Here is a 14,062-nt window from a genome sequence, read left to right on the forward strand (position 1 = left end):
TTAAATTTTTAAATCTGTATTAGAAACACAGGGTTATTTCTTATCCAGACCGTTACTAATTAATTCATATCTATTTTCGATTGTTACTCGTCTAACTTTGGTAATTTAAAACTATCAAGTACACTCGTTTCTTTCATTAACTTTTCAATTTCATCTGCTTTTCTTGGTGCAGCGGCTGATAAATTTACGGGTCCATTTTCAGTCACCAAAATATCATCTTCAATTCGAACGGCAATTCCCCACCATTTTTTATCGCAGGGACTATTTTCAGGGATATAGATTCCCGGTTCAACGGTCACTACCATATCTAATTTAAATTCACCTTGACTACCCGCATCGTGCACGTCTAAACCAATATGATGCGATGAGCCATGCGGATAATAATTATGTTTCTCATCAATAGTTTTAATAATGCCTAATTTCAACAAACCTGCATTCACTATTTCTCGTGTAGCTTCATGAGATGCTGCAAAAGTACTTCCTGTTTTTACCAAAGCGATACCCGCTTCTTGGGCATCATAAACAATATCGTAAATGGCTCTTTGTTCCGTTGAAAACTTACCGTTTGCTGGAATGGTTCTAGTAACATCGGCCGTATAGCCTCTATATTCTGCTCCTAAATCCATTAACACTAAATCATTACCCACTTTTGTTTTATTATTCTCTATATAATGTAGAATACAGCCGTTATGACCACCTCCAACAATAGACGGATACCCTTCGTACTCTGCACCATACTTTTTATATACAAATTCATGTACTCCTTGTATTTCAGCTTCCGACATATTAGGATGCATCGCTTTCATTACTTCCCTTTGCCCTATCGCGGATATTTCAACGGCTTTTTTCAGTAACTTCATTTCTTCGGGTTGCTTTTTTTCTCGCAAGGCTCCCATAAAATCATTTAAACTACTGATATCAATATTCGTTTTAGGTGGAGCTTCTAATTTTAAACTTATCTTTTGTTTAAATTCATTTCTAAGTTCATCATTCGCCGCATTATGATATCCATTGATCAATTCATCTTCCTTTAATTCTGGATAATAATCCATGTACCGACCTAAATCTTGAGCCACATTTGCACTATTTTCAATTCCTGTAGCCTTAATTACTTCATATATTCTGTCGGTTGTCGGATTTGACAATAAACTTTTATCATATTTTGACTTTTCTTTAAACTGTTGTACTAAATCGTATAAATCGGCCTTATTTTTACCTGAATCTCTATAATCATCATTAAAATCAACAATTAATACTTTACTGAATTTTTCAAAATCGTAGGTTGCAGTACTAAACTCGCTTCCGTTAAACACTTTATTAAACCCTAACTGTTCTTTAACACCAGTTACACCCAACCTTTTACCTGTCCATTGTTCTGCTCTAGGATCTTTTTCTTGTACATAAATAGCTTCGTTATATGAAGAATCTCCATCCGTCTGATTTTCTGAAAAAATCAATAAAACAGCATGAGGTTCTTTATAACCAGTTAAATAATAAAAATTGGGGTCTTGATGATATATGTACTCTACATCATTTGCTCTATTCCGAACGGGGTTCGCAAATAATACGGCAACACTATTTTTTGGCATTTTTTGTCGTAATGCAGCTCTTCTTTCTTTATGAAATTCTTTAGACAAGTAATCAGTTGGTAATTGATCATCTTGGCCAAAACTGAATTGAAAAATAAGTAAAGCAAACAAACACGTTTGTAGGGATTTCATTATATGTAATAATTGGTTATAAATCAAAAGTACAATTATATTCCTTTCAATGAAAGTCATAAATTATAATTATTTGCAAAAAAAAATTACGGATTCATCAATAATTAATAAAAAACACAATAAAACATTAAACATAGATTGTTATTAAAACAATATCTAGTACATTTGAAGTGTGCAATTAAGAACATTACATACCAACACAACTACACGCATAAAAAGTACGATTTTTAATGCATTTACTTCAGTTTTCACCCTTTGGGGTTAATCATTCTTACACATTCGTATTATTTGGTCTATTAAGGAATAACCATAAAATAATTATTTATCAGTAATCCACTATTTATGAAAGTTTTAAAATTTGGAGGAACCTCAGTAGGTTCATCAAAAAATATTAATAAAATAATTGAAATTGTAAAAACTAACCAAGAAGAAAAACAAATTATTGTTGTTTCTGCTTTTGCAAAAGTTACCAATTTATTACTGGAAGCTGCACAGCTTGCTTCTATCAAAAAAACAGCATACACTTCCGTTATTGAAGATATTAAAACAATACACAATCAGATCATTTCAGATTTATTTACAGAAAAGGATAAAAATGAAGTTTTAAAATTTGTAAATGTAAAACTTGCGGATCTTAAATCTATATTAGATAGTATTTCATTAATAAGCGAACTTTCAGCAAAAAGCGAAGCCAATATTGTAAGTCATGGTGAACTATTATCATCATTTGTAATTGCAAAAGCATTACAAGTGAATCATATTGATGCAGAACGAAAAGATACTAGAGAACTGATTTTAACCAATACCAATTATACAAATGCTTCAGTAAATTTTGAAGTTTCCAATCGTCAAATTCAAGACTATTTTAAATCTAATAAAACGAAAGTTACCGTTTTACCTGGCTTTATTTCTTCGGCAGAAAATGGAGACACCACAGTGCTAGGTCGTGGTGGTTCTGATTACACTGCTGCTATTGTAGCTTCTGCACTTGATGCAGATGTATTAGAAATATGGACAGACGTAAGTGGAATGTTTACAGCCAATCCTAATGTTGTTCCACAAGCGATGCCTATTGAGCAAATTTCTTATGAAGAAGCAATGGAATTATCGCACTTTGGTGCCAAGGTGATATACCCTCCAACGATTCATCCGGTTTTAAAAAAGGAAATACCTATTCGTATCAAAAACACTTTAAAACCAGAAGATGCAGGTACACTTATTACAAAAACCAGTAAAGACAAAAAAAATCCTGTAAAAGGAATTAGTCATATTGATGATGTAACATTAATTACTTTAGAAGGATCTGGAATGGTAGGTATTCCGGGATTTTCAAAACGATTATTTGAAACGCTGGCTACTGAAAAAATTAACGTCAAGTTGATTACACAAGCATCTTCTGAGCATTCTATTTGTATCGGTATTGATGATAGTAATGCTAATTTGGCTAAAATTGCGATTGACAGCACTTTTGAATTCGAAATATTAAAAAATAAAATTAAGCCCTTACAGATAGAAAAAAACTTATCTATTATAGCTATTGTTGGCGATCATATGAAAAGTCACCAGGGTATTAGCGGAAAGATGTTTGGTACTTTAGGAAAGAATAATGTGAACATAAGAGCCATTGCTCAAGGTGCTTCTGAAAAAAACATTTCTGCTGTAATTGCAGCTAAAGATGTTAAAAAAGGAATTAATAGTCTACATGAAAGTTTCTTTAAAAACAATAATAAACAGCTTAATTTATTTATTACAGGTGTAGGTAATGTTGGGGCAAAACTCATTGAGCAAATAGAACAGCAACATGAATTTTTATTAAATAATTTAAACATTAATATTAGGATTGTTGGTCTGTCAAATTCAAGACAAATGATTTTCAATGATGAAGGCATAAACCTATCTTCATGGAAAGAGCAATTAAATAATGGTTCACAAGCAACCTTAGAAGGCTTTCTTGAACAGGTAAAAGCATTAAACCTTAGAAATAGCGTTTTTGTAGATATTACAGCGAATGCAAAAGTGGCTGACATGTATGCCAAGTATTTAAAAAACAGTACAGCTGTTGTTGCTTGTAATAAAATTGCGAGCTCTGCTACTTATAAAAAATACAAAGAGCTAAAAGAATTATCACGATCATATGACGTGCCTTATTTCTTTGAAACCAATGTTGGTGCAGGTTTACCAATTATAGATACCTTAAATAATTTAATTACTTCAGGAGATCAAGTACATAAAATTCAAGCAGTTTTATCTGGAAGTTTAAATTTCATCTTTAATAACTTTACCACTGAAACTGAATTTTATGATGTGGTTAAACAAGCACAATTAGAAGGTTATACAGAACCAGACCCTAGAATCGATTTAAGCGGTGTAGATGTTGCTCGAAAAATTTTAATTTTAGCAAGAGAAAGCGGGATTAAAATCAACTTAGAAGATATAGAAAATGATTCATTCCTTACAGAGAATAATCACAAAGCTGATAGTGTTGATGACTTTTACAATTCATTAAAAACCGATGCTAATCACTTTAAGGAGTTATTAAAATCAGCGAACAGTAACAATTGTCAGTTAAAGTATGTAGCTGAACTAATTAACGGTAAGGCTAAAGTTGGCTTAAAGGAAATACCAGTAGGACATCCTTTTTACAATTTAGAAGGCAAGGATAATATCGTAATGTTTTATACCAAAAGATATCCAGAACAACCTATGATTATTAAAGGTGCTGGTGCTGGTGCAGACGTTACAGCTTCAGGACTTTTTGCAGATATTATTAAAATTGCAAATAATTAACTATGAACTCAATCAAAATATTTGCTCCCGCAACCGTTGCTAATGTGTCCTGTGGATTTGATGCCTTAGGATTTGCAATAAATGCTGTTGGTGATGAAATGATCTTTACAAAAACAATCGAAAAAGGCGTTACCATAAGTAAAATTGAAGGAGCTGAATTAACTTTTGACAGTCGCAAAAATGCGGCTAGTGTGGTTGCTTGGGCAATGATAGATGAAGCCAAACCTGATTTTGGAATAGACATGCAACTTTTCAAAAAAGTAAAACCAGGTAGCGGATTGGGCAGTAGTGCCTCAAGCTCAGCAGGTGCAGCCTTTGGAGTGAACCAATTATTAGGAAAACCATTTTCTAATTTAGAACTTACTGAATTTGCCCGTTTAGGAGAAAAAGCAGCTTGTGGATCACCTATAGCAGACAATGTTGCCGCTGCTATTTATGGTGGCTTTATATTGGTAAAAAGCTACGCACCGTTAGAAATTGTTAAATTACCCGTTCCGAAAGAATTGTGGGCCACAGTTATTCATCCACAAATAGAAATTAAAACCGAAGATGCTCGTAATGCAATACATCCTACGGTTACCGTTGCCAATGCTGTAAAACAAAGTGCGAATCTAGCGGGCTTAATTAGCGGACTGTACACCGATGATTATGAACTAGTTAGTCGATCGTTAGAAGATGTAATTGCTGAACCCTTTCGTAAAAAATTAATCCCTCATTTTGATGCTATCAAAACGGAAGGAATAAAAGCAGGAGCTTTAGGTGTTGGAATTTCAGGGTCTGGTCCAACCATTTTTGCCTTATCAAAAGGAGAGCAAATTGCGGAAAAAGTAGCCGAATCTATGCGACAAGTTTACCAAAAGACTACCATTGATTTTAATATTCACGTTTCAAAGGTCAATTTAAACGGTTGTGAAATAATCTAGATTTTTTTGAATATTATTCCAACCAATCTTTAAAATCTCGGACACGTTCTCTACTTACAATAATATCTTGATGTTGGTAGGTGTTCAGTTTGATTTGAAGGCGTGAATTGGTATATGATATAATATCTTTTATCGCATTTACATTTACATAGAACTTACGACTGGTTCTAAAAAAGGTTTGTGGTTCTAACTCTTGTTCTAATTGATCTAAGGTTAAATCTATTAAATAATCTCTACCTTCTGTGGTATGAATATAGGTTCCTTTGTTCTCACTATAAAAACATTCAATACTATCAATAGATACCATTTTTAAGTGTTGTCCGACCTTTATAGTAAATCTCTTTTTGTATTCTCGTTCTAAAGGATTCACCAATAACTGTTTTATATCATCAAAATCTATTGACACCTTTTGTTTGGTCGGTATTCTTTCCTTAAATTTTTCGTAGGCACTTTCTAAGTCATCCGTATCAATTGGTTTTAATAAATAGTCAATGCTGTTCAATTTAAATGCTTGCAAGGCATATTCGTCGTAGGCTGTTGTAAATATGATAGCACTATTTATATCTATACTTTCAAAAATTTCAAAAGACAAACCATCAGACAATTGTATATCTAAAAAAATAAGATCTGGATGTGTATTTTCTTGAAACCATGTTACCGACTCTTCAACAGAATGTAACATAGCGACTGCCGTAACACCTATCTTTTGTAACATTCTATCTAATCGTCTTGCTGCTGGTTTTTCGTCTTCTATTATTATTACGTTCATAAACAATTTTATAATAAATGGTTGGTTGATTTAAATACTTTTAAAGATATATTAAAATATTACTTATATTTTCGAACTTGTCTTTCATCTTCTTCCATCATTTTTTTGATTTTTTGTTCTTCCCAATTCTTACCTAAGAGTAAAGGATATCCAAAAACATTCATTCCATGAAAAAAGATGCCAATACCCCAGAAAATCCAAACTGAAAAAGTGTCAAAACTCCAAATAGCTTCCATTAAAGATTCTCCGTTATAGTAGTTTCTAATTACAATATTTAAAGTTATAAATGAATTTACGAGTATATAAATGGCAAAGTGCCAATAGAAACCTTTTAGTTCTTTAACGCGTTTTTTTGCTTGTCTATATTTTTTATTATTTGTGTATTCTGTTTCCATAATTATTGTTATTATTAAAGGTTTTGCAATGAGTTCTTGATACGATTCTGAAAATTTCATTACACCCAAAAATTCAATTTAGCATCACTCGAACTGACGTAAGTTTATGAAATGATGGTCACTTCTAGCACCCCTTTTATTTTTACTTCGCACCTCTAAAACTTACTCCCAATGTTGGGTCTTTTTATACGCTTTAGAATCTTTATTCATGTATTCTTGAATTTTACGCTCTTCCCAATCTTTCCCCATAAAAGGGTTCCAATCAAATACTTTAAGTGCATGAAAGAAAATTCCAATTCCCCAACCAAAAGCAGCCCACAAGAACCAAGGATTTCGCCATCCGTCAGTATAATAGTTCAAACCTGCTAAAAAGCTTATAAATACAACATAAGAAAGTAAATTTCCATAGAACTTTTTAATTTTACCTACGCGTTCTTTCGCTTTAATGTATTTGTTTTCTTTATCTAAATTTTCCATAATTGTAGTGTTTACTTATTCTTTATCCATAAATTCTCTCACCTTACGATCTTCCCAATCTTTACCTAAAAGCGGATTGTAACCATAAGTTTCCATACCATGCATTAAGAGTCCAAAGCCCCAACCCAATGCAGGGAAAATAACCCAAGGAAAACCTCCTCCTCCTCTAAAATTTATGTAGGCTAATATGGGAATTACAATAAGATATGACGTTAAATTACTATAAAACGCTTTTATTTTTTCTACCCTTTCTTTTGCCTTTAAATATCTTTTATCTTCTATATAATTTTCTTGTGTTTGCATAACTGAAATTTGTTTTGTTAACATGGGCAATTTTACTATAAAAGCACCCTCTGTTTTATTAATACTCACTTTGCGATCGGTTAACAATTGATAACGTTGTTGAATGTTTGTAAGTCCTACTCCACTACTCTTTTTTAATACTGCTTTGGTCTGTAAATTATTTTCTACCACTAAATGTCCCTCTTGTTCATAGATTTTAATAGTTAATGGGTTTTTACTATTTACAACATTGTGTTTTACGGCATTTTCTAGTAATAATTGTAATGCTAAGGGTATCACTTTCGCCTCTGAATTACTTGCCTTATCGGGAATACTAAAAATAATACTGTCTTCAAATCGCATTTTTAATAAACTCACATAGGTTTTGGCAAATTGAAGCTCTTCATCAACACTTATAAGTTCCTTATTTTTTTGCTCTAGTACATATCTATACACCTTAGATAATGCCGTTGTAAATTTTTGAGCAGCATCAGGGTTTTCATCTATTAAGCTGGTCAGCACATTTAAACTATTAAATAAAAAGTGCGGATCTAACTGATTTTTTAAAGCATCAAATTGAGCAGATGCAGTACCTGCAATAATTTTTTGTTCGGTAACTTTTTCCTTTTGCGATTTTTGATAAAAATAAACGGCATGAAAAAAAATACTTGCCACAATAGTAATGATAACACAAGTGAAATAGAACCTACCATTGCTTAACTCTCCTGTATAAAATTCGTTAAACCCTTCCCCTTTTATGGTCATTTCTTGAAACATTCTCAAAAAAACAATAGCAATCATGGTTAACACCACACCTCCTAGGCTGCCAATCAGTATTCTGTATTGTCCATATTTTTTCCACTCAATTTTATTCAAATAGCCAAAGAAGCTTGAATTTACTATAGTTAAGACTATAGAATACATTTGATAATACCCGAATGAAATTAACAGCTGATTGTCAAATGTTATTGAATATCCTGATAATACTCTAAAGATCATATCAATTATCATGATAACAACACCAATTATAAATCCTATAACTATTACTTTTCTGTATTCAGACATTTTTTATCTTTCTAATTAATTTTCATGAGTGTTACCAATGTATCTAGACAAAACTCAGCATCTTTAAAGTTCCCTCTTAAAATTTAATAGTTAAATCTAATGATTTATTTTCAACTGTAAATTTAGCACTATCAAAAGTTGGAGGTCCCATTAAAACAGGATTATTAGACATTCCCCAATCTTCTGCTGGCATTCCATTATTATCATAATCAAATGTATCGTTATTATTTCCATCGTGATAACAAATAATAGCATACGCTCCAGGAGCTACATTTTTCAACTCAATCGATGCCTTACCCTCTTTTATTGTAGTGATTTGACCATCTAAAGGAGTTCTCATAAAAGTAGCCTTATCATATAATGCAAAACGTAAAACACCTTTATCGCTAGTTACATTAGGTACATTTACGGTAATGATTACCCCGTCTGTTTCTTCAGCACCTACTTCATCACTTTTTTGTGTAATTCCACATGTTTTTATTACTTCTAGCACTCTATCTTTCCCCCAGTTTGGATGAAATTTAGATTCTGGTTTAAAATTATCATACACAGCAATAGTTGCTTTTAAGCGTTTACAATATGGACTTAAATCTTGATTAAAGAACTGAGCACCACCCATTTCAAATTCTACCAAACCACTTTGTGCTCTCGGGTTACTTTTATCTAAGGCGATGGCTTTTTGATACAACCCTGTAGTTTCTGGTGTTAAACTTGCTCCATATGTCATTGGGTCCATAACTATTTTAGCTACATTAATAAATGCTTTTAACACATAAATTTCTGAATTGTCTGGTGAAATGTCATCTGCCTTATCGGCATATTCTGCTGCAGCTTTAAGTTCTGTACCAACCTTCTTTTTGTCTTTCATTTCAAAAGTAGTTCTGGCTTTCAGTAACGCTAAGTTATAATAGGGTAACCAATTATCTGTTTCTACCTGTGCTATACGTTCAAAAGCATTGGCAGCTTCTTCATTTTTATTTTCTGCCATTAATTGATACGCTTTTTGCATGCCTTGTTCAAATTTTGTTTGTGATGTTATCACTTGACTTACTAAGAAAATTACGAGTACTGTTACGAGTCTGATCATTGTTGTTTGTTTTTAGTTTTTAATTACCCTTCAAAAGTCCATAAAAAGAAAGGTCTTTAAAAAAAGTAATGACCCAATTGTATTTTTTTAAGGATGAATTGTTAAATTGGTTGAATCATAAAAAATATGAGCGTTGTTTAGCACACCTCCAACAATTAATTCTACCATATAAAATTTATAAAAAACCATACAACTAACCATTTACGAACAGACTGTTAATAAAAACCCCTATTTAAAACATTTCTCTTTATGTTAATTCACTAACTTTACGTGAGTTGTCGCTAAAGTAAATCTTATGGCCCTAACACAATATGCTTTAGAAATTAGATTTTGTTTTAGTTGAGACTTAAATAATATGGATATATGTAATGGTGCATATATTCCCTCGTTCGCAACAAGCTAAAATGGAATTAATTAAAAATAAACATATAAATCTAGCGATAATTATTGCAACTATTATCAACGCAATTGTTGGGGGATTTTTGGTTTATACCTCATTTCAAGGTCATTCAAGTTTCGGAATAATTTTAGGAGCTATATTACCAATTATTGCTTTGGTTTTATATATAAATATTTATGGGAAATATGAAGATTTAGAGATAACAAAAGACCTCGAAAAAAAAATATTTAAACCGAGTATTAAAATTGTAATTACTCTTTTAGTTTTAATGGTAATTCTCGTGACTTGGATAAGTATTTCTCAGAATGAAATTTCTATTGATTCTGAGTATATATATTTTTTCACAATCGTTCTTTTGATATTTTTGATTCCAAATTTACTTGTTCAATTTGGATTCTATTTATTCTTAAAAAGAAAGTACTGAAAAAAATAGAAAGTTTCTAGGTGAACATATTATAACTGATGAAATTTTTAGGTTGAAAAAGGAATATCGTAAAGTATAAAAAGTAAAATGTGTTGAGCGGAAAAAAGCCAATTGCCAACTCGGGCTATATGCCATTAATTTTGGCTTATTAATTGGAATTTGGCAATTGCTTTTAAAATAGTTGCACTTCAAACACCCCATGCCGTAAGTTTGTTTTGTTTAGGGAAACGCAAGGGCAACGTAAAAAAATAGTTGAAAAGCGAAAAAATCTGTGTTTTAGCTATTAACTTTAGTGCTTTATAACATAAAATTAACGGCTTATAACCAAACGTTGGCAAACATTTGACGGAAACGCAAAATGACGAAAAAACAAAGAAAAATATTTTATCCGACAATATTCATTTTAGGAATATTTTCAATGGTTTGGCAAGTTGTGATTTACAGGAATACAATTATTGAATTGTCAATTTTAATTGGTATAATTTTAGTTATTGGAATTATCTCTTTTTTATTAGATTTTAAGAATTACGGAAAAACATATAATTATAGCGGAATTGGACTTTACTTTTATTCTTCTATGCATTACGTTTGCGGATTTGGTTTTCTTGCTTGCTCAATTTTTATGTTAACTAATTATTATTTAGCAGATAAAAAAACAACAACTGAAAATTATGAAATTATTGACCGAACTTTTCTTCCCAAAAGACCAGGAAAAGCTGGTTCTGAAAATAAGCCAGTTTTTATAATTGAATATAAAGGAAAAAGGAAAGAATTAGTATTCTATTCTCAATTTTATAAAAAAATGAATTTATATAAAAGTGTGGAATTTGAAATACGAGATGGTTTTTTTGGATTTGATGTATTGAAAAATAAAAAACTGATTGAATAAAAAACGATTTGCCAACGCCCACACGTTGGCGGCATTATGAACAAACTAATTGCAATTTTATTAATATTTCTGATATTTGGATGTAAAAACATTTCAAATAATAATAAAGCGGAATTAACTGAAAAACCTGAATTGACCGAAAAGAGTCCTGAACAAACAGAAAAATGGGACTTTAAACATTATCTAACTAAAGAGATTCAATATCCATTAGAAAAAATGAATAGAAAATCTATATCTGAATTAGACACTGGAACTTTAAGAGTTTGGCGATTTCCTGGCGGAGGAGCTGCATTTGAACAAATGTTGGAATTTAAAGAGTCTAATTCAGAATTAACATTTCACTCTTATGTTGATGAAAAATATGAAACCGAAATAGAATTGGCGGAGTTGAACTTCTCTGAAACAATTGTTGATAAAGGAATTAAAGAAAAATTAAAAGCAATAATTTCTGACCCAAATTTCATAAATACAGAAGACAGTGAAAAGTATTGTGAACCTTCTTGGAGTTGTTCCGATGTTTACTTTATTCAATATACTAACGGCAAAGAAATTGGACAATTTGTAGTGAATCACAACATTGAAGGGTGTGATAATAACAATGTCGAAAACTCGAAAAACATTTTCAAAATAATGAATAAAGTCGTAAAAAAATACAGCCGCTAATTTTAGCTTAGTTATTGGGTTTAGAGCAAGTGCTATTAAAATAGATACACTTCGACAACTCATACCCTTAGTAGGAATTGTTAAGGGAAACGCAAGGGCAACGTAAAAAAATAGTTTAAAAGCGAAAAGGGCTGTGTTTATCTATTAACTTTATTGCTTTATCAAAGAAAATTAACGGCACATAGCCAAACGTTACGAGCATAATAATAAAATTATGAAAATAACAACAATATTTATTTTAATGACTAGCCTTTTTCTTGCTTGTGGAAATGCTACAAAGGAGAAAAAAGAACTAGTTGAAGGAACAACAGCCGAATTAAGCTCTGAACCAAAAATAGAATCACAAAACGATAGAGGAATTACGAAGGCTTATGAAATTATTAATTATCTTAAAACTAAGGACTATAAAAAAGTCAGAGCTTCGTTTTTTAACCCAGTTGCGAAAAAAGTACCAGAGGAATTATTGAAAAAATATGTGGACAAAGCATCCGAACTAATTGCTGAATTTGGAATTCCAGAAAAGGAAAAAGTTTTAAGCCAAGTCTCTTCTGGTCAAATAAATGAACCGGAAATCACAAAAGAAAGAAATATTGAATTTTTAATATACGCCTTTCCAATGCCACCAGCAAGAAAGAACGAACCACCGTTAAGAATGATTACTATTAGTTTTTTACCATCATTCGGATTTGACAAAATGATAATGCTAAATGTCTTGGACAATTCAAATGTTAAAGAAGTAAAACCAGATTTTGAAAAATTAGATAAATTTGACTTTAAGCAATCGGACTTCAAAAGAATAAAAATTTATCATACTGGAGGTTCGCAGAAAAGCGGAAAAGACGGAGAACTAAGTGAGAAAATATCGGACTTGAAAAAAACTGTTCAGGAATCTCTAAATATAACTATCGAACTGATGTCAAAATCCAAAATTGAAAAAACAGAAATAGCAAATGATATAACTAGGTATAAAGGCAATCCAGAAACTATTTCATTGCACTTAATACCTTATGAAAAACTTATGGTAATGCCGAATGAAATTGACCGACCATATTTTATGATTACACAAATCTTAGAGAATGAAAATGGAATCGTAGAAAAAGAGAAAGATTATATTATCGTCCGTCAATTTAAACAACTTAATTCGTCATATTTATATTATTTGAAAAAGTCGGAAAATATGGAGTTATATAACCAATTAAAATCAATGGAAAATTATGCTCGCTAACAACAGCGTTTATGCCATTGATTTTGGATTATTTATTAAGATTTAGGAAAATACTTTTAACATGTTTTTTCTAAAATAACTCATTCCACAAGCAGAATCGCCAATTCAATCGTAATAGCTACGTAAAAAATAGTTAAAAAGCGAAAAGGTCAATGAATATTCTATTAACTTTATCACAGAAAATTAACGGAACATAGCCAAACGTAGTAAAACATTATGAGAATAAAACTAGTCATAACAATATTTTTCGTTGTCAATTTGAATGTTTATTCTCAACATTCTAAAAAATTCATTGAATTAACTAAAACGATAAAACCTATTGATTCAATTATTAAAACCAAAAACTATAGTAACGGAAAAACTAAAAAAGTATCTAAATTTTTAGTTTACGAGTATGGAGAATATTCCTATAATATATTGAGTGGAAACCAACAAATATTTAATAAAACGGGGGAGCTATTTTTTGAGCAATCTTATGACAATTTTGGAAACTTGTTATATCAAAAACAATTTAATAAATCTGGAGATGTTTATAAAATAATCGAAACCAGTCGAATTGATTTAATGGATAATATTACAATTGAGCAAATATTAAATTCAAGTAAAGATATCTCTATTGAGAGTGTTGAAAGAGAATTTAATCAATCAGAAAAAGAAGGAAAACTCAAACTGTGGAAAGAAGGAAAAAGATTGAATGGAAAAAAAATAGGACAATGGAAAACCTATAATCTTTGTGACAATACTTTCAAAATAAAAAATTACTAAAGGAATAAAAAACGTTTTACAACAAGGGTAATCGGTGCACAAGCATCAAAATGACATATTGAACAAATAATCGGCTTGATTGTAGCTATTTTAAGAGACGCTATAATTTTTCGCAATACTATTTTTAACTTTTTCAAGGCAGTTGTACCAGCTTATTTTGCAATTAAGAAGAACTATGTTTTTTCGGAAA

The 14,062-nt window shown here is 31.0% G+C and carries 13 protein-coding genes; 7 read left to right on the plus strand and 6 right to left on the minus strand.

The features are described 5' to 3' along the window. Nucleotides 1–83 precede the first annotated feature (83 nt). Complete coding sequence (locus JBL43_RS00705; RefSeq protein WP_198839580.1) at nt 84–1,721, minus strand: aminopeptidase P N-terminal domain-containing protein; 1,638 nt, start codon at nt 1,719–1,721, stop codon at nt 84–86. Nucleotides 1,722–2,063: 342 nt separating this feature from the next. Here JBL43_RS00705 and thrA point away from each other — a divergent pair, with 342 nt between their 5' ends. Together thrA and JBL43_RS00715 are read left to right on the plus strand one after the other, a co-directional pair. After that, on the plus strand, nt 2,064–4,508 hold the full coding sequence (gene thrA / locus JBL43_RS00710) for a bifunctional aspartate kinase/homoserine dehydrogenase I (RefSeq protein ID WP_198839581.1): 2,445 nt from the start codon (nt 2,064–2,066) through the stop codon (nt 4,506–4,508). 2 nt (nt 4,509–4,510) lie between these two features. Beyond that, a complete protein-coding gene (locus JBL43_RS00715) occupies nt 4,511–5,431 on the plus strand; it encodes a homoserine kinase (protein ID WP_198839582.1) in 921 nt (306 codons plus the stop codon). Between the two features lie 13 nt (nt 5,432–5,444). On the opposite strand, the gene JBL43_RS00720 is transcribed toward JBL43_RS00715, so the two are convergent. The 5 genes from JBL43_RS00720 to JBL43_RS20185 all read right to left on the minus strand — a co-directional run bounded on the left by JBL43_RS00720 (nt 5,445) and on the right by JBL43_RS20185 (nt 9,506). After that, nucleotides 5,445–6,200: a LytR/AlgR family response regulator transcription factor gene (locus JBL43_RS00720; protein ID WP_198839583.1), complete on the minus strand. Its 756-nt coding sequence runs from the start codon at nt 6,198–6,200 to the stop codon at nt 5,445–5,447. Nucleotides 6,201–6,259: 59 nt separating this feature from the next. Then, nucleotides 6,260–6,655: a 2TM domain-containing protein gene (locus tag JBL43_RS00725; RefSeq protein ID WP_233098641.1), complete on the minus strand. Its 396-nt coding sequence runs from the start codon at nt 6,653–6,655 to the stop codon at nt 6,260–6,262. Between the two features lie 102 nt (nt 6,656–6,757). Further along, nucleotides 6,758–7,072 (minus strand): 2TM domain-containing protein, encoded by a 315-nt coding sequence (locus tag JBL43_RS00730; protein ID WP_198839584.1) that lies wholly within the window; start codon nt 7,070–7,072, stop codon nt 6,758–6,760. 15 nt (nt 7,073–7,087) lie between these two features. Further along, nucleotides 7,088–8,419: a 2TM domain-containing protein gene (locus JBL43_RS00735; RefSeq protein WP_198839585.1), complete on the minus strand. Its 1,332-nt coding sequence runs from the start codon at nt 8,417–8,419 to the stop codon at nt 7,088–7,090. Between the two features lie 76 nt (nt 8,420–8,495). Next, entirely contained in the window at nt 8,496–9,506 is a 1,011-nt protein-coding gene (locus tag JBL43_RS20185) for a DUF2141 domain-containing protein (protein WP_233098642.1), read from the minus strand. 404 nt (nt 9,507–9,910) lie between these two features. Between JBL43_RS20185 and JBL43_RS00745 the strand changes: the two genes are divergently transcribed. The 5 genes from JBL43_RS00745 to JBL43_RS00765 all read left to right on the plus strand — a co-directional run bounded on the left by JBL43_RS00745 (nt 9,911) and on the right by JBL43_RS00765 (nt 13,872). After that, nucleotides 9,911–10,330, plus strand: coding sequence for a hypothetical protein (locus tag JBL43_RS00745; protein WP_198839586.1), 420 nt, complete (start codon nt 9,911–9,913; stop codon nt 10,328–10,330). A gap of 358 nt (nt 10,331–10,688) precedes the next feature. Then, on the plus strand, nt 10,689–11,219 hold the full coding sequence (locus JBL43_RS00750) for a hypothetical protein (RefSeq protein ID WP_198839587.1): 531 nt from the start codon (nt 10,689–10,691) through the stop codon (nt 11,217–11,219). Between the two features lie 36 nt (nt 11,220–11,255). Beyond that, complete coding sequence (locus JBL43_RS00755) at nt 11,256–11,882, plus strand: hypothetical protein (protein WP_198839588.1); 627 nt, start codon at nt 11,256–11,258, stop codon at nt 11,880–11,882. 214 nt (nt 11,883–12,096) lie between these two features. After that, nucleotides 12,097–13,107, plus strand: a complete 1,011-nt coding sequence (locus JBL43_RS00760) for a hypothetical protein (RefSeq protein WP_198839589.1) — start codon at nt 12,097–12,099, stop codon at nt 13,105–13,107. A 216-nt stretch (nt 13,108–13,323) separates the two neighbouring features. Next, nucleotides 13,324–13,872, plus strand: coding sequence for a hypothetical protein (locus tag JBL43_RS00765; protein ID WP_198839590.1), 549 nt, complete (start codon nt 13,324–13,326; stop codon nt 13,870–13,872). Nucleotides 13,873–14,062: the final 190 nt, after the last annotated feature.

It is taken from the genome of Aureibaculum flavum (genome assembly GCF_016406085.1).
Lineage (GTDB): Bacteria > Bacteroidota > Bacteroidia > Flavobacteriales > Flavobacteriaceae > Aureibaculum > Aureibaculum flavum.

Coding starts and splice junctions, on each gene's coding strand:
- JBL43_RS00750 (WP_198839587.1), top strand. CDS start 10,689: ATGACGAAAAAACAAAGAAAAATATTTTATCCGACAATATTCATTTTA.
- thrA (WP_198839581.1), top strand. CDS start 2,064: ATGAAAGTTTTAAAATTTGGAGGAACCTCAGTAGGTTCATCAAAAAAT.
- JBL43_RS00735 (WP_198839585.1), bottom strand. CDS start 8,419: ATGTCTGAATACAGAAAAGTAATAGTTATAGGATTTATAATTGGTGTT.
- JBL43_RS00755 (WP_198839588.1), top strand. CDS start 11,256: ATGAACAAACTAATTGCAATTTTATTAATATTTCTGATATTTGGATGT.
- JBL43_RS00765 (WP_198839590.1), top strand. CDS start 13,324: ATGAGAATAAAACTAGTCATAACAATATTTTTCGTTGTCAATTTGAAT.
- JBL43_RS00715 (WP_198839582.1), top strand. CDS start 4,511: ATGAACTCAATCAAAATATTTGCTCCCGCAACCGTTGCTAATGTGTCC.
- JBL43_RS00705 (WP_198839580.1), bottom strand. CDS start 1,721: ATGAAATCCCTACAAACGTGTTTGTTTGCTTTACTTATTTTTCAATTC.
- JBL43_RS00720 (WP_198839583.1), bottom strand. CDS start 6,200: ATGAACGTAATAATAATAGAAGACGAAAAACCAGCAGCAAGACGATTA.
- JBL43_RS00725 (WP_233098641.1), bottom strand. CDS start 6,655: ATGAAATTTTCAGAATCGTATCAAGAACTCATTGCAAAACCTTTAATA.
- JBL43_RS00730 (WP_198839584.1), bottom strand. CDS start 7,072: ATGGAAAATTTAGATAAAGAAAACAAATACATTAAAGCGAAAGAACGC.
- JBL43_RS00745 (WP_198839586.1), top strand. CDS start 9,911: ATGGAATTAATTAAAAATAAACATATAAATCTAGCGATAATTATTGCA.
- JBL43_RS00760 (WP_198839589.1), top strand. CDS start 12,097: ATGAAAATAACAACAATATTTATTTTAATGACTAGCCTTTTTCTTGCT.
- JBL43_RS20185 (WP_233098642.1), bottom strand. CDS start 9,506: ATGATCAGACTCGTAACAGTACTCGTAATTTTCTTAGTAAGTCAAGTG.